This is a genomic window from Agarivorans sp. JK6 (assembly GCF_045277145.1).
Taxonomy (GTDB): Bacteria; Pseudomonadota; Gammaproteobacteria; order Enterobacterales; family Celerinatantimonadaceae; genus Agarivorans; species Agarivorans albus.
On sequence record NZ_CP113525.1, the window covers coordinates 561,063 to 580,904 of the forward strand.

20 protein-coding genes are annotated in these 19,842 nt (G+C 45.3%); 9 read left to right on the plus strand and 11 right to left on the minus strand.

The genetic code is table 11. From position 1 onward, the window contains the following. Positions 1-45: 45 nt before the first annotated feature. Together OV592_RS02685 and cutA are read right to left on the minus strand one after the other, a co-directional pair. Positions 46-1,839, minus strand: a complete 1,794-nt coding sequence (locus tag OV592_RS02685) for a protein-disulfide reductase DsbD (protein WP_406610302.1) — start codon at positions 1,837-1,839, stop codon at positions 46-48. After that, positions 1,815-2,135 (minus strand): divalent-cation tolerance protein CutA, encoded by a 321-nt coding sequence (gene cutA, locus OV592_RS02690; protein WP_016402039.1) that lies wholly within the window; start codon positions 2,133-2,135, stop codon positions 1,815-1,817. Before cutA ends, OV592_RS02685 begins: the two co-directional genes overlap by 25 nt. A 193-nt stretch (positions 2,136-2,328) precedes the next feature. Between cutA and OV592_RS02695 the strand changes: the two genes are divergently transcribed. Continuing rightward, a complete protein-coding gene (locus tag OV592_RS02695) occupies positions 2,329-2,811 on the plus strand; it encodes an FxsA family protein (protein ID WP_016402037.1) in 483 nt (160 codons plus the stop codon). A gap of 73 nt (positions 2,812-2,884) precedes the next feature. Here the strand turns inward: OV592_RS02695 and OV592_RS02700 are convergent, their stop codons facing one another. Next, complete coding sequence (locus tag OV592_RS02700; protein ID WP_016402036.1) at positions 2,885-3,067, minus strand: hypothetical protein; 183 nt, start codon at positions 3,065-3,067, stop codon at positions 2,885-2,887. A gap of 331 nt (positions 3,068-3,398) precedes the next feature. Here OV592_RS02700 and OV592_RS02705 point away from each other — a divergent pair, with 331 nt between their 5' ends. Further along, entirely contained in the window at positions 3,399-3,689 is a 291-nt protein-coding gene (locus OV592_RS02705) for a co-chaperone GroES (RefSeq protein WP_016402035.1), read from the plus strand. Positions 3,690-3,741: 52 nt separating this feature from the next. After that, positions 3,742-5,400 (plus strand): chaperonin GroEL, encoded by a 1,659-nt coding sequence (groL, locus tag OV592_RS02710; protein WP_016402034.1) that lies wholly within the window; start codon positions 3,742-3,744, stop codon positions 5,398-5,400. Positions 5,401-5,739: 339 nt separating this feature from the next. Here the strand turns inward: groL and OV592_RS02715 are convergent, their stop codons facing one another. Then, complete coding sequence (locus OV592_RS02715; RefSeq protein ID WP_406610304.1) at positions 5,740-7,725, minus strand: hypothetical protein; 1,986 nt, start codon at positions 7,723-7,725, stop codon at positions 5,740-5,742. A 552-nt stretch (positions 7,726-8,277) separates the two neighbouring features. Between OV592_RS02715 and OV592_RS02720 the strand changes: the two genes are divergently transcribed. Together OV592_RS02720 and OV592_RS02725 are read left to right on the plus strand one after the other, a co-directional pair. Further along, on the plus strand, positions 8,278-8,769 hold the full coding sequence (locus tag OV592_RS02720; protein WP_152785556.1) for a molybdopterin-binding oxidoreductase: 492 nt from the start codon (positions 8,278-8,280) through the stop codon (positions 8,767-8,769). Positions 8,770-8,781: 12 nt separating this feature from the next. Further along, positions 8,782-10,689 carry a bifunctional diguanylate cyclase/phosphodiesterase gene (locus tag OV592_RS02725; protein WP_016402030.1) on the plus strand — a complete coding sequence of 636 codons (1,908 nt, stop codon included), beginning with the start codon at positions 8,782-8,784 and terminating at the stop codon, positions 10,687-10,689. Here the strand turns inward: OV592_RS02725 and priC are convergent. Both priC and epmB read right to left on the minus strand, forming a co-directional pair. Then, complete coding sequence (priC, locus tag OV592_RS02730; protein ID WP_016402029.1) at positions 10,679-10,993, minus strand: primosomal replication protein PriC; 315 nt, start codon at positions 10,991-10,993, stop codon at positions 10,679-10,681. The genes OV592_RS02725 and priC overlap by 11 nt on opposite strands. Before the next feature lie 74 nt (positions 10,994-11,067). After that, positions 11,068-12,090: an EF-P beta-lysylation protein EpmB gene (epmB, locus tag OV592_RS02735; protein WP_406610305.1), complete on the minus strand. Its 1,023-nt coding sequence runs from the start codon at positions 12,088-12,090 to the stop codon at positions 11,068-11,070. Positions 12,091-12,124: 34 nt separating this feature from the next. On the opposite strand from epmB, the gene efp reads away from it, so the two are divergent. From efp to OV592_RS02750, 3 genes are all read left to right on the plus strand, one after another. Beyond that, on the plus strand, positions 12,125-12,691 hold the full coding sequence (gene efp / locus OV592_RS02740; protein ID WP_040307242.1) for an elongation factor P: 567 nt from the start codon (positions 12,125-12,127) through the stop codon (positions 12,689-12,691). A 225-nt stretch (positions 12,692-12,916) separates the two neighbouring features. Next, entirely contained in the window at positions 12,917-13,135 is a 219-nt protein-coding gene (locus tag OV592_RS02745; RefSeq protein WP_016402026.1) for a hypothetical protein, read from the plus strand. Positions 13,136-13,459: 324 nt separating this feature from the next. Continuing rightward, positions 13,460-13,822 carry a hypothetical protein gene (locus OV592_RS02750; protein ID WP_406610307.1) on the plus strand — a complete coding sequence of 121 codons (363 nt, stop codon included), beginning with the start codon at positions 13,460-13,462 and terminating at the stop codon, positions 13,820-13,822. Between the two features lie 84 nt (positions 13,823-13,906). Here OV592_RS02750 and frdD read toward each other — a convergent pair whose 3' ends face one another. From frdD to frdA, 4 genes are read right to left on the minus strand one after another with little or no spacing between them, the layout of a single operon-like run. Continuing rightward, the gene (gene frdD / locus OV592_RS02755; RefSeq protein WP_406610309.1) at positions 13,907-14,260 is read right to left on the minus strand and encodes a fumarate reductase subunit FrdD; all 354 of its coding nucleotides are present in this window, start codon (positions 14,258-14,260) and stop codon (positions 13,907-13,909) included. Positions 14,261-14,269: 9 nt separating this feature from the next. Next, positions 14,270-14,659: a fumarate reductase subunit C gene (locus OV592_RS02760; RefSeq protein ID WP_016402023.1), complete on the minus strand. Its 390-nt coding sequence runs from the start codon at positions 14,657-14,659 to the stop codon at positions 14,270-14,272. A gap of 2 nt (positions 14,660-14,661) precedes the next feature. After that, complete coding sequence (locus OV592_RS02765; RefSeq protein WP_406610310.1) at positions 14,662-15,396, minus strand: succinate dehydrogenase/fumarate reductase iron-sulfur subunit; 735 nt, start codon at positions 15,394-15,396, stop codon at positions 14,662-14,664. 1 nt (position 15,397) lies between these two features. Then, on the minus strand, positions 15,398-17,191 hold the full coding sequence (gene frdA, locus OV592_RS02770; RefSeq protein WP_016402021.1) for a fumarate reductase (quinol) flavoprotein subunit: 1,794 nt from the start codon (positions 17,189-17,191) through the stop codon (positions 15,398-15,400). A 197-nt stretch (positions 17,192-17,388) separates the two neighbouring features. On the opposite strand from frdA, the gene epmA reads away from it, so the two are divergent. Further along, on the plus strand, positions 17,389-18,363 hold the full coding sequence (gene epmA, locus OV592_RS02775; protein WP_406610311.1) for an elongation factor P--(R)-beta-lysine ligase: 975 nt from the start codon (positions 17,389-17,391) through the stop codon (positions 18,361-18,363). A gap of 34 nt (positions 18,364-18,397) precedes the next feature. On the opposite strand, the gene OV592_RS02780 is transcribed toward epmA, so the two are convergent. Next, on the minus strand, positions 18,398-19,801 hold the full coding sequence (locus OV592_RS02780) for an SLC13 family permease (RefSeq protein ID WP_406610312.1): 1,404 nt from the start codon (positions 19,799-19,801) through the stop codon (positions 18,398-18,400). Between the last annotated feature and the right edge of the window lie 41 nt (positions 19,802-19,842).

The window sequence follows — 19,842 nt, forward strand, 5'->3', positions numbered from 1 at the left end:
GCAATAATGAATAAAAAAGCCACCCTAGGGTGGCTTTTTTATGGCTTATAAACCGTTAAGAATTAAATGTGCGGTAAAGGCTTCGGCGTTCATAAAGCCGGTGACTCTGGCTTGTTTTAACTCTTCACCGCTTTGGTCAAACAGCAATATGGTGGGCAAACCTAGCACTTCATAATGATTGAGCAGCTTAATGGCTGTGGCATTAGTTTGAGTAACGTCAGCTTGGATTAGCACCATCTTATCCAGCTTTTCTGCAACTTGTGGCGCGTGAAAAGTCTTATTCTCAAAATCTTTACAGGCGGTGCACCAGTCTGCATAAAAATCCACTAAAGCAGGTTTTCCTTGCTGTGCCGCTAGTTGCAGCTGTTGCTGCATTTCTTCTAGGTTGGCCACTTGAATAAACTCTCCCTGCTGCTGGGCTGGCGCAGGTGCAAACCATGGTTGAGCGGCCCACAACAAGCTGATCGCCATTATTGCTAGCAGCAATAGTTGCCTAAAGGTTTGCCAGCCACTTAATAGGGCTAAGCGGTTTTGATGATAGTAATAACCACTGGCGCCAATGACTAATGCAGCCCACAGGATGCGAATAGCTTCGGCAGATAAAAAACGCTCTAGCATTAAAATGGCAACCGCAAGCAGCATTACCCCAAAGAAGGTTTTTACGTGGTTCATCCACGCCCCCGCTTTTGGCAGTAAACGACCGCTACTCGCGCCTAACAGCAACAAGGGTAATCCCATTCCTAAACTCAAGCTGTATAGGGTAATCGCGCCTAAGGCGAGATCGCCACTTTGCGCTACGTAAATCAGTACCCCAGAGAGTGGGGCGGCGGTGCAAGGAGAGGCGACTAGGCCAGATATCATGCCCATAATGGCAGCACCTGATAACGAACCTGCCTGCTGCTGGTTACTTAAGCTATTTAGCTTTTGCTGCAGGCTGCTGGGCAGTTGTAGGTTAAACAAGCCAAACATAGACAGCGCTAGCACCACAAAGAGCACGGCTAAGCCGCCTAATATGATTGGGTGTTGCAGCGCCGCTTGAAACTGTAAACCCGCGCTGGCCACCACTAAGCCTAAGGCGGTAAAGGTAGCCGCCATACCTTGCACATAGGCCATCGATAAACTAAAGGCGCGCTTAGTGCTTAGCTGTTTTCCCGCACCGGCAATAATGCCGGTAAGAATGGGATACATAGGAAATACACAAGGCGTAAAAGCGAGGCCAATGCCTAATACAAAAAACAGCAATACATTTAGCCAAATATTGTTGTTGGTGAGGCGATCGGCCAGCACCCATTGTTGGCTAATGGGAACCGAGCCTTCGTTGTTTGCAATTGGTGCAGCTGGTGTTGTGCTGGGCGCTTGTGTTGCAGCATTAGCTGCTGAAGATTGTGAAAGAAAAGCTTGCTTGGTTTCTGGCGGGTAACATAAGCCGGCTTCGGCACAGCCTTGATAAGTGACCTGAATATTATTGGCTTGATTTAGCTGGTTAAGCGGTACAGAGAAAGAGACATCTTGCGGGTAAATAAACACTTCACCAAAGTAAGCATCGTTATATAGCTTACCTTGTGGCAGTAGTTTGCTTAAATCAATCGACTGGCCGTCTGCCACAACTTTAAACTGAGCTTGGTAAAGATAGTATTGCTCGGCAACTTGCCAACTAAGGTGCAGGGCACCGTCTTGCTCAATAAAGTTGAAGGCAAAAGCGCTATCTACAGGTAAGAATTCATTTGCATTAGAACTAGGAGAGGCCTTTAGGCCGGGCAGTTGGTCGAGTAGGTTGTCGGCAATACTCGGTAAGCTCAAGCAGAGCAAAAATACTATTGTAAAGAATCGTTTAGCCATTTCAGGTAGTCACTCGCTCCTTGTTCAATGGGTAGCGCAATAAATTCTGGGCAATCATAGGGATGATGCTGTTTAAAATAACACTGTAAGGAATGTAAGCAGCGCAAATTGGTTTTAATTTGCAGCTGTACCTCACTACTGGATTCAATATTGTCTTGCCAGCGATAAATAGACCTGACTTGCGGCAAAATATTAACACAAGCCGCCAATTTTTTTTCTACAAGCTGCTGCGCAAAGCGCTGAGCAGCGTCTACATTATCAAAAGTGGTGAGAACTAAATAGCAAGCGGTTTCCATATTGAGCCTCTGGTAAGCAGATGTCACTTTGAGTGTAGAAAGTAGCTATTGAAGCGCCATTAAATAAGCGAAATGTCCTGTTGTTTGCTGGTTTATTGAGCATAAGCCTTTAAATTTGCTCCAACTGCCCTCATATTTTACCCTTAAGGTGAAGCAGATTTTCAGCTTCTCCATGACTTTGAGGAACTACGCCTTGTTTTTATATGTATTTTTATTGTTTGCTGGCCTGTCTTACGCAGAGATTTATGTGTTGATTCAGGTGGGCAGCCAAATGGGCGCGTTAAGCGCTATTGCCTTAACCATTCTTACTGCATTGGTTGGTGCATCTCTAGTTCGTAGCCAAGGATTACAAACCGCTTTTCAGGCGCGTTCGGCAATGGAGCGAGGAGAAACCCCTGCTCAACAAATGATTGAAGGCCTAATGCTAATCATTGCAGGTGCAATGTTAGTGATGCCAGGCTTTATTACCGATTTCTTCGGTTTGCTTATTTTACTACCGCCACTACGAGCGCTATTGGCTGCTCGAGTGTTAAAGTCTCAGGCCTTAAAAATGCAGTCTATGCGTTTTCAAACACCAGGGGAGGGCAATGTGAAAGACGCCAATCCACCTAGCGGCAAGGTTGATAACAAGCCAGGCAGCACCATTGAGGGTGAATTCGAAAGAAAGGACGACTGATAACAAAACTTGGATATAAAAAAAAGAAGGGCATTAGCCCTTCTTTTTTTATAGATAATTGTTGCTCAGGCAATTAGTGCCTTTGTGTTACCACTCGAGGATTCAAGCCTTTGCTGGTAGACAAAAACGAATCAAACTCGTCGGAACGTAGATGCTCTTCGGCTTCTTTAACGCTACCTTGAAAAGGTAAGTAAACAGTTTTCTCTTTGCTTAGAAAACCACTTAAACGCTCAAATGCAATATAGATTTGCTGCATAATCAAGTGCTCCCGCTGTTACGCCAAATAAAACCAACATTTGTTATTAGTTTGTTATCTAATTGTTGGTATAACTGTCTAGTACGACCAGTCGCTGTGATCCTGCTCAAATTTTTGTCTGGGTTCAAGTGTTTTTTGTAAAATTTGTAACTGAAAATGTTTTCATTTTGATATTGGCCAAGTTTTTAAGACAAAAAACCAAAAAAAAATTGCTAGCAACCCTTGTATGCAGCGTTTACGCCCCCATCTTAAAATCAACATTAAAGCTTTGTGGCCCCTGGCTGCATTTTCATAGACAAAACACGATTGTTTTATTTAAGGAGAGATAGCAATGAACATCCGTCCGTTGCATGACCGCGTTATCATCAAACGTAAAGACCAAGAGAGTAAATCAGCTGGTGGCATCGTGCTTACTGGCTCTGCGGCTGAAAAGTCGACTCGTGGTGAAGTACTTGCTGTAGGCAAAGGTCGTATGCTTGACAATGGTGAAATCCAAGCCTTAGACGTAAAAGTTGGTGACACTGTTGTATTCAACGAAGGCTACGGCGTTAAAACTGAAAAAGTTGACGGCGAAGAAGTGCTGATCATGTCTGAGTCAGACATTCTAGCAATTGTAGAATAATCTCCCTTTTTTCTGGTTAAGAAAAAGCTGAACGAATATTAGGAAAGGTATCATGGCAGCTAAAGACGTAATTTTTGGAAATGATTCTCGCAGCAAAATGCTAGCGGGTGTAAACGTACTAGCAGACGCAGTTAAAGTTACACTAGGCCCTAAAGGCCGTAACGTAGTGCTAGACAAATCTTTTGGCGCACCAACCATCACTAAAGATGGTGTTTCGGTAGCTAAAGAGATCGAACTAGAAGACAAGTTCGAAAACATGGGCGCACAAATGGTGAAAGAAGTTGCTTCTCAAGCCAACGATGCTGCCGGTGACGGTACCACTACTGCTACAGTATTGGCTCAAGCTATTGTAAACGAAGGCCTAAAAGCCGTTGCAGCTGGTATGAACCCAATGGATCTTAAGCGCGGCATCGACAAAGCAGTTGTAGCTGCTGTAGAAGAACTTAAAGGCCTTTCTGCTCCTTGTGCAGATACTAAAGCGATTGCCCAAGTAGGTACTATCTCTGCTAACTCTGATACTACCGTTGGTAACATCATTGCTGAAGCAATGGAAAAAGTAGGTAAAGAAGGCGTAATTACTGTTGAAGAAGGCCAAGCGCTAACTGATGAGTTAGACGTAGTTGAAGGTATGCAGTTTGACCGCGGTTACCTATCTCCTTACTTCATCACTAACCAAGAAAACGGCACTGTTGAACTAGACAACCCGTTCATTCTATTGGCTGATAAAAAAATCTCTAACATTCGCGAGTTGCTTCCTTTATTAGAAGCTCTAGCTAAAGCGGGTAAGCCATTGCTTATCATTGCTGAAGATCTAGAAGGCGAAGCGCTAGCTACTCTAGTAGTTAACAACATGCGCGGTATTGTTAAAGTATCTGCTGTTAAAGCACCAGGCTTTGGCGACCGTCGTAAAGCTATGTTACAAGACATCGCTATTCTAACTAACGGTACTGTTATCTCTGAAGAAGTTGGCCTAGAGCTAGAAAAAGCTACTTTAGAAGATTTAGGTAGCGCGAAGCGTGTAGTTATCTCTAAAGACAACACAACTATCATTGATGGTGTTGGTGAAGAAGCTGCTATTCAAGGCCGTGTTTCTCAAATTCGTCAGCAAATCGAAGATACTTCTTCAGACTACGACAAAGAAAAACTTCAAGAGCGTGTAGCTAAACTAGCTGGCGGTGTAGCAGTAATTAAAGTTGGTGCTGCCACTGAAGTTGAAATGAAAGAGAAGAAAGACCGCGTAGAAGATGCTCTTCACGCTACTCGCGCAGCAGTAGAAGAAGGTGTTGTAGCTGGCGGTGGTGTTGCACTAGTTCGCGCTGCAGCTAAAGTTGCTGGCCTAGAAGGTGACAACGAAGACCAAAACGTAGGTATTCGCTTAGCACTTCGCGCTATGGAAGCTCCACTTCGTCAAATCGTAACCAACGCAGGTGACGAAGCGTCTGTAGTAGCTAACAAAGTGAAAGAAGGCGAAGCTAGCTTTGGTTACAACGCTGGAACTAGCGTATACGGTGACATGCTTGAGATGGGTATTCTTGACCCAACTAAAGTAACCCGTTCTGCACTACAGTTTGCTGGCTCTGTTGCTGGTTTGATGATCACTACCGAATGTATGATCACCGACAAGCCAGAAGATAAAGCTGCTGGTGGCGCTCCAGATATGGGCGGCATGGGCGGAATGGGTGGTATGGGTGGCATGGGCGGCATGATGTAAATCATCGCTCCAGCTATTCATAGAAACTCATAAAGTTTCGTAAAGCCCGTAAAGCATTGCTTTACGGGCTTTTTTTATGCTTAAACCTTGGTTTTTTAGTATTGCGTGGGCTAGTTGTGAATGAGGTTGTGTCCACCAGGCTAGGTGTTAGAGGGCCTGTGATAAAGAAATTGATGCAATAAGTAGCTTAGCTGCTAAAGAACTATCACCTATTTATTGAAGCCTTTTAAAGCCGTGTAAAACACTGTTTGAAGCAAGCGGCTTATTTCTAGATGCTGTGTTTGGCGAAAGGAAACAAAACGCTCGATAGTCGAGCGTTTTGTTGTTAAATCATGAGGCTTAAGTCTTCGAGCACATGATGGGGTATTCGTTCCACCAGTTGGTGAGATTTAGGCCGCTCCAGCCGTCACCTGTGTAAACACGCTCAACGTGCAATTGCATGATGTGGCAATTACCTTCTGGGTCTTCCATCGCTGCATGGAAGACAGTTTTTTGCAGCTGTGGTAAGCCGGTTAGCGGGTGGTTCTCTTGCGTCCAATTGCTGTTGGTACGTATGGGAGTCGATATTAGCTTGCCATAGCTTTCGGTGCGCCCAATCACCTTGGCTAGCTGTTCTTCAACTTGCTGTTGATGGGTCTTATCTTGGCTGCTGGCAGGTTTTGGCATACGTGCGTCTTTTAACTCACTCTCTAGGCGCTGGCGCATGGTAGCCTCTCCAGCTGAGATTTTTTGTTCAAGTGCGGCTGATAGCTCTTGGTGGTTCGCGATGATGTCCTTGAGAACGTCTGAGTGACCATGTACGTTTTGCAAGCGTGGTAAAAGGGCTTTCAGCTGGGCATCGGCATCACGCATCTTGTCGGCTTGCGCGCTACTGAAGTAGCGTTGCGCGGAGTTATCTTGGTACTCGGCCATTGCTGTCAGCATTGGTAGCAGATCTTTCTGATAGTGTTTATCTGCATTGTCTTCTAGGGCTGCAAAGTACTTTTCGATAAAGCCTAAGGAGAATTGGATACTTTCATCATCGGCGTACAACTCACGGAACTCTGCTATGCCTTCAGTGTATTCGCTAGAGGGGCCAATCGCTTCCCATTGCTCGATGTAGTTGTCGGTGATGTAGAACTGGCTGGATAAGGTCATTAGTTGTCTATCTAGCTGTTGGAGTATCAGGCGTTGCTGGCGCACTTCTTGTGCTTCGGCATCGGCAGCATTGGCTTGTGTGTCCAAGCGGGCTGCTAGCTCGGTGTATAAGCTGAAATCATAGTCTGGATAATCGGTCTGAAGTTTTTGAAGTGTACGTTCATAGCGAGTGACCGTGTTGGACAAGGAAGCGAGTGGTGCTCCTTTAAAAATATCACGATGAATTTGCTGTAGGGCATTCTGTAAGTTCTTTACTTGGGTGTTAGCTTTACGGTCAATCGGCTCAAGTGGGTAGAATACTAGCGGTGGTAATAGCTCTATCTTTAGCTCGTTAGTGCCACGTTGATGATAGTTGTCTAGTTGAGCAATATAATGCTCTGCGTTATCGGTATCTTGGGCGTTAATTGTTTTTTGCAGATCGCGTTGGCAGCGGGTGAACTGACGACTAAAGCCATCGTTACGAGCTGATTGAAGCTCGCTATCCAACTGGCTAAAACATTTGTTTAGAGCGTCGTTGGTTTTGTTACCAGTGCTGCGCGCAGTTTTCTTCTTTTGCTTTGAGCTTTGCTCGGAGCTGTTAGCAACTTGTTGGTCTACTTCCGCTTGCTTTGTGGTAGTTGAAGATGCAGTTACTGAAGCTGCGGTTGCACTTGGCTCAGCCTGTGCTGTTTTCGCAACAAGCTGGTCGCGTAGGGCATAGCTGCTGCTTAAGTCATAATCTGGATCGGCTTTTTTAATGCGGTTAGCGTAGCCTTCAAAGCGCTCATTATGCCGATTAACCGTTTTTTCGCTGCTTCCCTTTTGAATAGCTCGCTGTAACTGTCGCAGCTCATTTTGCATCTGCTCCAAGACTTTATGGTGCTTGGTGTCTAGCGGTGCAACCTCAGTGATCAGCAAGAATTTGCCTAGTGCATCACCGCCTGCTTGCTCAAAGTCGTGTTGGATTTGGTGTAGCTGACTGCTATACGCTTCAATATCAATATTGTTTTGCTGGTTGATGCTGGACTGTAACGTTCGCCAGCAGCGAGGAATGGCTGATTTAGCTCCCGCGAGTTTGTTTCCGCTAACTGCTTGTGCAGCTCGGTCGATACATTTGTTCATGTCGGCGTCGGTTGCCTGAGCAAAAGGGGCCACTATAGCGATACTCAATCCCAGAAGGGTGAATTGAGTAATATTTCTGCATTTCATCTAATGTAAAACTCCATTTTAGCATTGGCTGTTTTTTGTTTGGTGATTACATGATTAATTGGCTTACTAACAACAACTTACACCAAATATCAGTAAATACTGCGTAATATTGCATCAACTAGAGCCAAAAACAAACAGCTAAGTTCGAGTTATTGATGAAAGTGTTGGTGATTAGTGATGAGGGTAGTTATCTAAGCCAGAAATAATGTTCTCGTTATCGTTCAAAACTTAGCTAGCTTGGCGTAATAGAGAGCTAAAAAGTGCTCTGAATAAACAAAGGAGAGCCAGCGAGTTAAGCCGCTTATCACTTTTCTGACTAACTTTCTGATGTTGGGGGCATCCATAGCCAATCAAAAACTAGTTTGTTGGTTTGTGATTGATGGTTTGCTTTAATTGGCTTTCTTAACCGCTAAAAAGCTAAGGCTTTTTAGCTTGCCCTTTTTTATTGGCTAAAACTCCCGCATACTCAGGATACAACTGCAGCAAATGCGCTATGGTTTATGATGAAGTAACTAGATATAGCGCAGCTAACCACGTTAAGGAGAACGAGTTATGCGATTTTTGTTAGCATTAAGTTTATTGGTATGTTCCTCTTTCAGCTCTGCTGAATTACCCAGCCCACAAGACGAACCTATATTAACTATTGCCGGGCTTATTCTGCATGGAAATAACCAAGGCGCAGCAGACTTTGACCTAAAGATGCTACAGGCCTTGCCGCAGCACACCATTGTTACGCGCCATCCTTGGGTTGAAACCCGCCATCACTACAAAGGCCCAAAAGTAGCCGAAGTACTCGAGTTAGCGGGAGCTCAATCGAGCAAGCTTACCCTAGTGGCCTTAAATAACTATGAAGTTGAAATCGACTTTTCCGACATCGAAAAGTTTGAGCCTATTTTGGCTTGGTCTGATAACGATCGCCCTATGCGGGTGCGTGATAAAGGCCCGTTATGGTTAATGCTGCCGATAGACGACCACCCAGAACTACTGCAAATGCCTTATAACGATTTTATGATTTGGCAGTTGCGCAGCATTATTGTTAAGTGAGCCTAGCTATTGATGAATTGGCTTACCCAGCTTCCGCAAAAATATAAGAAGTTCTTAATTTCCTTAGTTGTATCGCTGTTTGTGGTTAGTGCGGTCATCAGTATTTATCAATTAAGGCAAATTATTCAGCTACTTGAGTCGCCTAAGTCGTCGACGTCTTGGTCAGTGGTTCAGTTGCAAATGGAGCATCGACGCTTTATTAATGCGCTGCAACTTTACCGACTTGGTGGCGTAAAGCATTCTGATTTAATGCTGCGTTATGACATTTTGTGGAGCCGTTTTCCGGTGCTGTTAGAAGGCCAAGAAAACGCCGGTTTTCACAATATAAAGTCTGCCAGACAACTGGTTAGAGAGCTGTTTCAAGAGGTTCAGCGCATCGAGCCTCTGCTACAAGCCTTACCGCCTAGTCACGAGAAGTTTGTACAGGTGATTGAACGGCTGAACATGTATTCTGCCCCTATCAATACCTTGGTGAATAAAGAGTTTCAGCGAAACAGCGAGTTTGATAAGAAAACTGACTTTAAGTTATTGCAACTACAGCTGATTTTGTCTTTTGCCATTGGTGCGCTGTTAATTAGCGGCTCCATTTTAATTGTGATGATAGTGCGTGAGAATCATATTAATCGCTATCTTGCTAATCACGATGTTCTCACCGGCTTACCTAACCGGGCCGGATTACGAGAATTTATTGCAAGCCTAGAAAACAATCGCCGAGATTACGCGATTATGGTGCTAGATCTTAACGGCTTTAAAGGCATTAACGATAGTTATGGTCACGAGTATGGCGACCGCATCTTAAATGTGGTGGCGCAGCGTTTAAACGGGCAAATGCGCCATTGTGATTACGCGGTGCGTTTAGGTGGTGATGAATTCGCCATTGTGCAAACACGAGTGCGTTCAAGTGAAGACTGCTCTGGCTTTGCGCAGCGTTTAATTAACGTGATAGAAAAGCCAATGTCTTTGGAAGACCGAGAATGCTTTGTAGGCACCAGCATTGGTATTAGCACCGCCTTAGACAGCCAAGACGACTGGCTCACTATATTAGGCCAAGCAGATACCGCCATGTATCAGGCTAAGCAGGAATCGCGGTGTAGCTCTTGGCAGTTTTTCGAGGGGCAAATGCAGCTGGCCAAAGAGCGAGAGCAGCATTTACTTAGCCAGTTTCGTGATGCTCTAGAAAACCAGCATTTGAGCTTGTTTTATCAACCTATTTTGGACTTGGCGAATGACAAAGTGGTGGGTGCAGAGGTGCAAGCGCGCTGGGAACATCCGGTTTATGGCTGGGTAGAGCAGGCCGAATTGGTGGACATTGCCCACGCTTGTGGCTGTGTAGTGGCGTTAGAATCTTGGGTACTTCGTGCATCTACTCAGCAGCTTAAGCGTTGGCAGCATGGCTTAAATACCAATTTGCAATTGGCAGTGTCGATTTCTTCATCCACCTTACACAACGATTTATTAGTACTGGTGAATAAAGTATTAATTGAGAGCCGAATATTGCCGCATCGCTTAATCATTAACATTATCGATAGCGACCAACAAATGCTGTTAGATTGTGTGGATGCGATTCGAGAGTTACGCCGAATTGGAGTGAGTTTATCACTGGATAATTTTGGTAGTGCAGAATGTCCCTTGGAGTTGCTCAATCACCTGCCAGTACAGTACTTGCGCGGTGCTAAATCCTTAATGTCGGATCTGCTTAATGCCAGCGACAAACAGCCTATGTTGATCGCCACGGTGATGTTTGCCAATCGTTTGGGAGTGAAATTAGTGGTAGATGGCGTAGAGAATCAACAGCATTTAGAGCAGCTTAAAGAGATTACAAAAGAAGTGTTGGTATTGGGAGCGGCTGTTGCTGCGTGGGCGCCAGCCGAAGAGTTCTCCCCCTACCTAAGAGCATTTGCAGAAAGCCCTAGCGAGTAAGTTGTTTGAAGTTGGCCAGTAAGCCGTGGATTTGCTCTAGTTTGGCAACCATTACTTTTAGTTGAGTCACAAAGTGCTCATCGTCTTGGCTTTCTTGTAGTAGTACCAAATCACTGGCTAACTCTTCCACATAGGGCAAAAACTGACGATCTTTGGCCTTAAATAAACTGTCTTTAAATAACTCGGTATACTTGGCTTTGCCTTGCTCTTGTTGCTGCTGAATCACCGTGTCGGCATCAATGGCCTTGTGGTAGATGTCTTTGAGGTTTTCTTGTATTTGCTCAATGAGCTTGGTTTTATCCATGAATGTAGTCGCTGTATTTGGGTGAATACGCGCTTAACTTAAAACGGAGTTAAGCCTTGTTCTGTTGCTATAGTTTAGCTCAAGCCAATATCTATGGGTGTTTTACTGCGTTTGCCTGCTTGCTCGCGGGCTAAGCGAGGAACTAAGAAGCCAGGTAAGCGTTGATATAAGTCCTGCATTATCGCTACTGCGCTTTGCTCGTCAATATCGTAATGGGCTGCGCCGGCAACTTTGTCGAGCAAAAATAAATAGTAAGGCAAAATATTAGCCGAGAATAAGGCCTCACTTAATTGCGCTAGAATGCTGGAATCATCGTTTATATCCTTCAACAGCACTCCTTGGTTTAGCAAGGTAATGCCTGCTTCATGTAATTTGGCAAAGGCGCTGCTTAGCTCTTGGTTTATCTCGTTGGGGTGATTGATGTGGCTTACCACAATGGTTTGCAAACGAGTTTGTGCCAGTAGCTGAGTCAGCTCGTGAGTAATTCGGCTTGGAATAACCACCGGTAATCGAGTGTGAATACGCAGCCGTTTTAAGTGAGGAATTTGTTCTAGTTGTTCTATTAACCAAGCAAGCTGTTGGTCGTTAGCCATTAGTGGGTCGCCACCACTAAAAATCACTTCATTAATAGCTTGATCTTGTGCGATGTAATCTAGCGCTTGTTGCCAACCCTGTTTGTTTGGGCTGTTATCTTGATAAGGAAAGTGGCGACGAAAACAATATCTACAGTTAACTGCGCAACCGCCGCGTACAATAAATAATACTCGGCTTTTATATTTATGCAGTAAACCGGGTGCAGCAGCTTGGTGCTCTTCTAAGGGATCTTCGTTAAAGCCTGCTACTTCCATAAACTCGGCCTGTTGAGGCAAAACTTGCAGTAGCAGTGGGTCATTAGGATTGGCTTTTTGCATGCGTTTAGCAAAGCTTAAAGGTACACGCATTGGGAATAACTTGCGGGCTGCAATGTCTGATTGGTAGTTTTCCGGGTCTAATTGCAAAAATTGCAGCAGATCTTTGGGATCTGTGATGGCGTTTGCCAGCTCTTTTTGCCAATTACCCTGCACAGCAGCGTCGTTTCGCGGTATTATTCGCAACATTGAAATTGATATTACCTTGTAAGTAGAGGACCAAATGGCGTCATATAGTACCAGTGAATTCAAAGGCGGGCTAAAAATTATGCTCGACGGCGAACCCTACGCAATTCTAGAAAACGAATTTGTAAAACCAGGCAAAGGCCAAGCATTTAACCGCGTTAAGTTACGCCGTTTATTAACCGGTAAAGTATTAGAAAAAACCTTTAAGTCGGGCGAATCTGTAGAAGCTGCCGACGTAATGGATTACGAATTAGCCTATTTATACAACGATGGCGAGTTCTACCATTTCATGAACAACGATACGTTTGAGCAAATCGCCGCTGACGAAAAAGCAGTGGGCGATACAGCCAAGTGGTTAGTTGAGCAAGACGTATGTGTTATTACCACTTGGAACGAAAATCCAATTGCTGTAATGCCACCTAACTTTGTAGAGTTAGAAGTGACAGAAACAGATCCAGGCCTTAAGGGTGATACTGCCGGTACTGGTGGTAAACCTGCAACTTTAAGCACTGGTGCGGTTGTGCGTGTGCCATTGTTTATTCAGATTGGTGAAGTGGTTAAGGTTGATACTCGCAGCGCCGAATATGTAGGCCGTGTAAAGTAATCACTACTTAAAAAATAGTAGGGAGCTTCGGCTCCCTTTTTTATTTCGTTTTTTGTTTAAGATCTAGTTTGATCAACTAACTTTTTAGATGAAAAATATGTTTGCTAGTTGAATAAAATTTCCTCGTTAATCGCTTTGATTTAAGTCAATTTTAAACTTTGCGCAAACGCCATTTGTCTGCAATGCTTAATCAACGACCCACTTAATGACAAAAAGGTTATCAGTATGGAAGCAGTGATAGAAGCACCTGTAGGGCATGTAAGTAAGCGTTACTCCCATAAACTGAGTTTTGCAAAAGGCGCAGGTGATTACCCAACCGGGGTGTTTGAGCAGTTAGCTTGTAAAGAAGCAGAATTGGATATGCTTAAACAGCGAGAGATGCAGTTAGAATCAGAAATTCGTTTACTTAAACGTAATTGCCAACGAGACTTGAAAGTAGGCTGATCCCAGCTCAGCGTATTTACTCTTTAAGCTAGTAAAAGTGTTATCTGTGATAATTGGTTTTTAACTGAGTGTGTTGTTGCACTGGCCGCCCTTTTACTAGGCTTAATTATATTTTATTCCTTCCGGCATCCGCAGCTAAAGCAGTTTTATCGCATTTCTTCTCTACATCTATTTTTCACCAAAATGACTAAACTGGGTGTTGCTATAGGGAGTCTGTTGTCTTTACTCCTCTAGCAACACTTAGCAGCAGTGCTACGCTGTTCTATGTTTTGACAAGGTATATTAGGTACTAAGTTTTTTAAATTCCGAATCCAAGGAGTAGATATGCTGCTTGCTGTTGCGGCACTGATATTGATCTTAATTGCGGTGGTGCATTCCTATTTAGGTGAAAAGTACATTCTTATCCGTTTGTTTAAACGCGATAACATTCCGCATTTATTGGGCGGTGATCATTTTACCAAGGGCACTCTGCGGTTTTGTTGGCATATATTGTCGGTATGCGCACTGGGCTTCGCCGCTTTATTGTTTACCGCTTCACCCGCCGACACTTTGTTGTTATTGATTATTGGCAGTGTGTTTTTACTGAGCGCTTTGCTAGCCCTGTTTTTTACCAAAGCCAAACACTTGTCTTGGCTGGCATTTGGGCTGATTAGTACGATATGTTTTATCGAAGCATTTAGCGGGTAGCAGCAATAAATTGCGAGCAGTTAGGGATGATGTAGTGGTGAAACAAAGTGGGCAATTAACTTAGCCCACTTTGTTTTTAGCTATTTATACTAAGCCCAGTAACAGCAGTGTTGCGCAGGCGATTGAGCCAGCGAAGGCTACGCCATAGAACAATGCTTTTACTAAGTAGCCAGCGTGAATGCCGAAGTCATGCAGGGTGTGATAGAGGCGATGCATACATAACCATAACGGCAGGCTAATCACTATCCAAATTACTGCTGCGCCTAACCAGTGTTGGGAGAAGGCTAGGAGTCGCTCATAGGAGAATTGTTCGCCCGGAATAATCCCCATAGGCACCAGTAAGCCAGTAATTAAAATAGCGATAGGAGTGAATAGCGCAGCAACCATGCCGCCAGCGCCAAACATTCCCCAAAATACAGGTTCATTAGAACGTTTCATTGGTGTCTCCTAAATCAAAACCAAGATTAAGCCAGCTAAGCTAATCACAGCCAAAGCGCCGTACATTCCACTTACTATCCAGCTGTCGGGTACGCGCTTTTGGCCTAGCCAAATGTTGGCGGCTTTAGGGGCTAAGCTAAACCAGGTAATGCTGTGATAAAGCGTCCAGGCAAGGCTAAGTAAGTGAAATACTACCCAGCCTGGTTGGCTCATTGCATCTAGCCAACCGTTAAAGGCCTCGGCCCCTTGGCTTAAACGAAATAGACCAAACAGCAATACAAAGCTGTAAATGGCAATCACTAGGCTTGAGCCTTCACGGATGATGTACTTGGTATGAAAAGTATTTTTGAGCCACCAAGTTGCACCCATCTTACGTTCATAAGGTTTACGTTTGCTCATGCTTACTCTCCTGGCTTGAACATGGCTATCACATAGTCTTTAGCGCTATCTACTTTGCCTAGTTGAATAGCAGCGGCCGGATCGACGTCTTTCGGACAGACTTTTGAGCAGTAACCCACAAAGGTACAGCCCCATGCGCCTTCTTCAGCGTTGACTATTTTCATACGCTCGGCCTTGCCTGCGTCACGGCTGTCTTGGTTGTAGCGGTGCAATAGTGCGAGTGCAGCCGGTCCAGTGAAAGATTTATCCAAACCATATTGCGGACATGCCGCGTAACAAAGGCCACAGTTAATGCACATCGAGAATTGACGATATTGCGCCATTTGCTTAGGTGATTGGGTGTGACAGCCATCTTCTAAGTCGCGTGGATTATCGTTGATGATGTATGGTTTTATGGCTTCTAACTTCTCAATGAAGTCGCTCATGTCTACAACTAAATCACGTTCGATGGGAAAGTTTGCTAGCGCTTCTACCTTCATGCCATTGGGGTAATCACGCAAGAAGGTTTTACAGCCTAACTTAGGAACGCCATCTACCATCATGCCGCAGCTACCACAAATAGCCATGCGGCAAGACCAGCGGTAGCTAAGGGTTGGGTCAAGTTCGTCTTTAATGTAAGCCAAGGCTTCTAGCAGCGACATTTCGCGGGTGTAAGGAACGTCGTAGCTTTGCCATACTGGCTCGTTGTCGCTTTCTGGGCGGTAGCGCAGAATATCGATTTTCATCGTTTCGGCCATGTTAATTTGCCTCCGCTTGTTTTTTGGCTGCTTCTTGGGCATCGGCGGCTGCGCCGTAAACACGTTCGGCAGGTTGAGATTTGGTGATCTTCACATCGCTATAGCTAATCTCTGGTGCACTGTCAGGGCGGTAATTAGCTAAAGTGTGTTTAAGGAAATTCACATCATCACGCTGCTCATAACCGTCAATACGCTGGTGCGAGCCTCGGCTCTCTTTGCGGTTAATCGCCGAGACCGCCATCGCTTCGGCTACGTCAAGTAAGTAACCAAGTTCTACAGCGTAGAGCCATTCGGTATTAAACACTTCGCTGTCGTCTACCAATTTAATGTTTTTGTAGCGCTGTTTTAGCTCGGCAATCTTATCGATGGTTTGTTGCATGGTTTCCGCGGTGCGGTAAATGCCCACGCCAGCTTCCATGGTACGACCTAGCTCGTTGCGAATGTCTGAGGTTTTTTCATCACCTTGATTCGATTTTAAGGCTTGGTACTTAGCCAGCGTTTGCTCTGCTTGCTCAAGCAATGAAGCACTGTCGCTATGCTCACTCACAATGGCATTGCGCGCTGCCGATTCGCCTGCAACCTGACCAAATACGGTTATTTCGGTGAGTGAGTTAGAGCCTAAACGGTTGGCGCCATGCAAGCCAACTGATGAACATTCACCTGCGGCATATAAGCCTTTTAGTGATGTGGCACAGCGGCCGTCGGTTTCAATGCCACCCATGGTGTAGTGCACGGTTGGGCGCACTGGAATCGGCTCTTTAACGGGGTCTACGCCCATATAGGCTTTCGCCAATTCGCAAATAAACGGTAGGCGTTCTAGTAAGTAGTCTTCGCCTAAGTGGGTAAGGTCGAGATTTACGTAGTCGCCATTTGGTCCTTCAATGGTGCGACCAAGTTGCGCTTCTTGCCAAAAGCACTGGCTTAAACGATCACGAGGCCCTAGCTCCATGTATTTGTTTTTAGGTTCGCCAACTGGCGTTTCTGGCCCTAGGCCGTAGTCTTGCAAGTAACGATAGCCATCTTTGTTGGTAAGAATGCCGCCTTCACCACGACAACCCTCGGTCATTAAAATGCCTGAGCCGGGTAAACCAGTAGGGTGATATTGGACAAACTCCATATCACGCAGTGCTACGCCATGACGATAAGCCAAGGCCATACCGTCACCAGTCACAATGCCGCCGTTGGTATTAAAGCGATAAACGCGACCTGCACCGCCAGTGGCAATAATCACCGACTTAGCTTGAATAAGCTTGGCTACACCTTCGGCGATATCTAAGGCGATAACCCCTTTTACTTGGCCGTCTTCTACGACTAGGTCAAGTACAAAATGTTCGTCGTAGCGCTTAATGCTGGGGTACTTGGTTGAAGTTTGAAACAAGGTATGAAGAATGTGGAAGCCACTTTTATCGGCTGCAAACCAAGTTCGCTCGATTTTCATGCCACCAAAACGGCGTACGTTTACACTGCCGTCGGGACGACGTGACCAAGGGCAACCCCAGTGTTCTAGCTGAGTAAGTTCTTTGGGAGCACGCTCAACAAAAAAGTCCACCACGTCTTGTTCACACAACCAATCGCCACCCGATACGGTGTCGTTAAAGTGGTTATCAAAGCTATCGTGATCTTGAGCTACACCTGCAGCACCACCCTCTGCGGCAACAGTGTGGCTGCGCATTGGATATACTTTTGAAATTAATGCGACTTCTAACTCGGGGTGTTGTTCTGCAACTTCAATGGCGGCGCGTAAACCCGCGCCCCCAGCGCCAACAATGGCGACATCAGTTTTGATTACTTCCACGCTTTTCTCCATACGAAATAAGCCTACAATGATTGTGCGGGTATTAGCTTTTTGATGCTTGACTAAAATCAAATATTGACGCTACTTTGTGCAAGCTGCTGAGATAATTTAGCTTTTGAGATATAACTCCCGCTTTTGTTAGCAAAGTGGTATAAAACCCCGCGACAATTTCTAACTCAATGCAGGAAAAAATTTGCATGTCTGAAACACTTTGGCAACCCTCTGCAAGTATTCAATCACTTCAGCAAAGAGCAAAAATCATTAACAAAATCAGATGTTTTTTTGCCAAGCGTGAGGTGATGGAAGTAGACACACCTTGTTTAAGCCAGGCCTGCGTGAGTGACGTGCACTTGCATAGCTTTAGTACAACGTTGTCTGGGCCGGCAGCACCCCAAACCATGCCTTTGTATTTACAAACCTCGCCCGAGTTTCATATGAAGCGTTTATTAGCTGCTGGTAGTGGCTGCATTTATCAGCTGGCAAAAGCTTTTCGTAATGAAGAGGCTGGGCGTTTTCATAACCCTGAGTTCACTATGTTGGAGTGGTACCGTATTGGCTTTGACCATTTTGCCTTAATGGATGAAATGGATGAGTTAATCACCGAGGTCTTGGCTTGTGATAAGGCAGAGCGTCTAAGCTACGTTGAAGCCTTTGAGCGACACCTTGGCATCAATCCCATTAATGCTAGCCAAGCTGAGTTTGTTGCAGTAGCCAAACGCCTATCGGTTGAAGATTTAGTGGCGAATGAGCCTGATCGAGACACCATTTTGCAGTTGTTATTTAGCTTGGGCGTTGAGCCTAAAATTGGCCAGCAGCGCCCTTGTTTCGTTTATCACTTTCCAGCATCACAAGCCGCGCTAGCTAAAATTTCCGAAAAAGACCCACAAGTAGCAGAGCGCTTTGAACTGTATTTTAAAGGTGTAGAGTTAGCCAATGGCTTTCATGAACTCACTGACGCTAAGGAGCAAGCTGCGCGTTTTGCTAAAGACCAGCAGGTGCGGGAAAATATGGGCTTGGCTGCTGCGCAAGTGGATCAGCATTTCTTGGCTGCTTTAGCGGCAGGCCTCCCCGCTTGTGCAGGCGTTGCTTTAGGCATCGACCGCCTATTGATGTTGGCGTTAGGCGCGCCTAACATTCAAGCGGTGCAAAGCTTTAGCGTAGACAGGGCTTAAACAAACGGGAGCAGTGCTCCCGTTTGTTTTGGTGTTATAGGAATATCATCATAGCCACGTACAGCAGTGCCAAGCCGGTACAGCCAATAATTCCGCCTACTTTTATTAAGTCTTTGGTTTCAATAAAGCCGGTCGAGTAAGCCAAGGCGTTGGGCGGGGTGCTAACGGGTAACATCATGCCTAAGGAAGCCGACAGGGCGACAATAATTAGTAGGGTAGTGATGCCGCCGTCACCATCCAAACCATGCAAGCTGGTGGCAACTGCCGCCGCAATGGGCATAATTAAGTTGGCGGTGGCAGTGTTCGACATAAAGTTCGCCATCACCACACAAATAATCGATAGCACCACAATTACCGCTAAGGTGGGCAGGCTAGCAAAGTCGATAGATGTAGCTATTTTGGCGGCTAAGCCACTTTTTTCTAATGCCATACCCATGGCGATACCACCGGCCACTAACCATAATACGTCCCAGTTAAATAGCTTGAGATCGTCTTTGCCAATAACTCCCGTTAAGGTAAACACCGCTAAAGGAATAATAGCCACTACGTAACTGTTCATGCCGTGCCACGCAGTGCTTAGCCACAATAAAATGGTGAGTGCAAATGTGGCATACACAATGTAAGCGCGAGTACTTCGTTGAAAATGACCTTTCAAATTTAGCTCTAATACACCGGATTTTGAGGGATAGAGCTTGCACAGTAAAAACCAGCCAATCGCTAGTTGAATGATCACAAAAGGAATACCAAATGCCATCCAAGAAGCGAAGGTAATTTGCCCCTCTGGAATGTATTGCAGGGCAATTGCGTTGGGTGGCGTACCAATTGGAGTACCTATGCCACCGGTATTAGCCGCTACTGGAATAGCTAAAATTAGGCCTTTCATGCCCAAGTCATTACGCGGTGCAGCGGCAATTAAGGGGCCTACAATGGCCAGCATCATCACGGTGGTTGCAGTGTTACTCATAAACATACTGAACACGGCAGTAATTAGCATAATGCCGAGCATGATCATTGGAATGCGTTTGCCAAATGGCTTGAGAAGTACGCGGGCTAAGTTGTTGTCTAGCTCAAACTTAGATGCGCCAATCGCTAAAGCAAAGCCGCCCATAAACAGGATGATAATTGGCGATGAAAAGGCATTAAAGATACTGGTATAGGGCAGCAGTTCACCCATTGGTGCTGGCCCAGTATCGGCCACAATGGCACTAATTCCCTGATTAGAGATAAGTACCAGTTCCAAGGTGATAATTAGTAATGAAGTAGCAAACACCGGCACGGGTTCAAAAATCCATAACAGCGCTGCCAGTACAAAGATAGCAATAATACGGTGTTGAACCACGGTTAACTCTGGTAGTGGAATGGCACTGGTGGGAAGTGCCAGTATTAACAGGGGAACAATAAAACAAACCAGCAGCTTGAAATGTTTTTGCACGGCCATGATCGAGGGTCTCTGGGCTAATTAATTGAAATAGAGGTTTT

Bases quoted from the DNA above. Each gene is read 5' to 3' on its own strand.
- OV592_RS02685 (WP_406610302.1), bottom strand. From the start codon at position 1,839: ATGGCTAAACGATTCTTTACAATAGTATTTTTGCTCTGCTTGAGCTTA.
- cutA (WP_016402039.1), bottom strand. From the start codon at position 2,135: ATGGAAACCGCTTGCTATTTAGTTCTCACCACTTTTGATAATGTAGAC.
- OV592_RS02700 (WP_016402036.1), bottom strand. From the start codon at position 3,067: ATGCAGCAAATCTATATTGCATTTGAGCGTTTAAGTGGTTTTCTAAGC.
- OV592_RS02705 (WP_016402035.1), top strand. From the start codon at position 3,399: ATGAACATCCGTCCGTTGCATGACCGCGTTATCATCAAACGTAAAGAC.
- groL (WP_016402034.1), top strand. From the start codon at position 3,742: ATGGCAGCTAAAGACGTAATTTTTGGAAATGATTCTCGCAGCAAAATG.
- OV592_RS02715 (WP_406610304.1), bottom strand. From the start codon at position 7,725: ATGAAATGCAGAAATATTACTCAATTCACCCTTCTGGGATTGAGTATC.
- OV592_RS02720 (WP_152785556.1), top strand. From the start codon at position 8,278: ATGCGATTTTTGTTAGCATTAAGTTTATTGGTATGTTCCTCTTTCAGC.
- OV592_RS02725 (WP_016402030.1), top strand. From the start codon at position 8,782: ATGAATTGGCTTACCCAGCTTCCGCAAAAATATAAGAAGTTCTTAATT.
- priC (WP_016402029.1), bottom strand. From the start codon at position 10,993: ATGGATAAAACCAAGCTCATTGAGCAAATACAAGAAAACCTCAAAGAC.
- epmB (WP_406610305.1), bottom strand. From the start codon at position 12,090: ATGTTGCGAATAATACCGCGAAACGACGCTGCTGTGCAGGGTAATTGG.
- efp (WP_040307242.1), top strand. From the start codon at position 12,125: ATGGCGTCATATAGTACCAGTGAATTCAAAGGCGGGCTAAAAATTATG.
- OV592_RS02745 (WP_016402026.1), top strand. From the start codon at position 12,917: ATGGAAGCAGTGATAGAAGCACCTGTAGGGCATGTAAGTAAGCGTTAC.
- OV592_RS02750 (WP_406610307.1), top strand. From the start codon at position 13,460: ATGCTGCTTGCTGTTGCGGCACTGATATTGATCTTAATTGCGGTGGTG.
- frdD (WP_406610309.1), bottom strand. From the start codon at position 14,260: ATGAAACGTTCTAATGAACCTGTATTTTGGGGAATGTTTGGCGCTGGC.
- OV592_RS02760 (WP_016402023.1), bottom strand. From the start codon at position 14,659: ATGAGCAAACGTAAACCTTATGAACGTAAGATGGGTGCAACTTGGTGG.
- OV592_RS02765 (WP_406610310.1), bottom strand. From the start codon at position 15,396: ATGGCCGAAACGATGAAAATCGATATTCTGCGCTACCGCCCAGAAAGC.
- epmA (WP_406610311.1), top strand. From the start codon at position 17,389: ATGTCTGAAACACTTTGGCAACCCTCTGCAAGTATTCAATCACTTCAG.
- OV592_RS02780 (WP_406610312.1), bottom strand. From the start codon at position 19,801: ATGGCCGTGCAAAAACATTTCAAGCTGCTGGTTTGTTTTATTGTTCCC.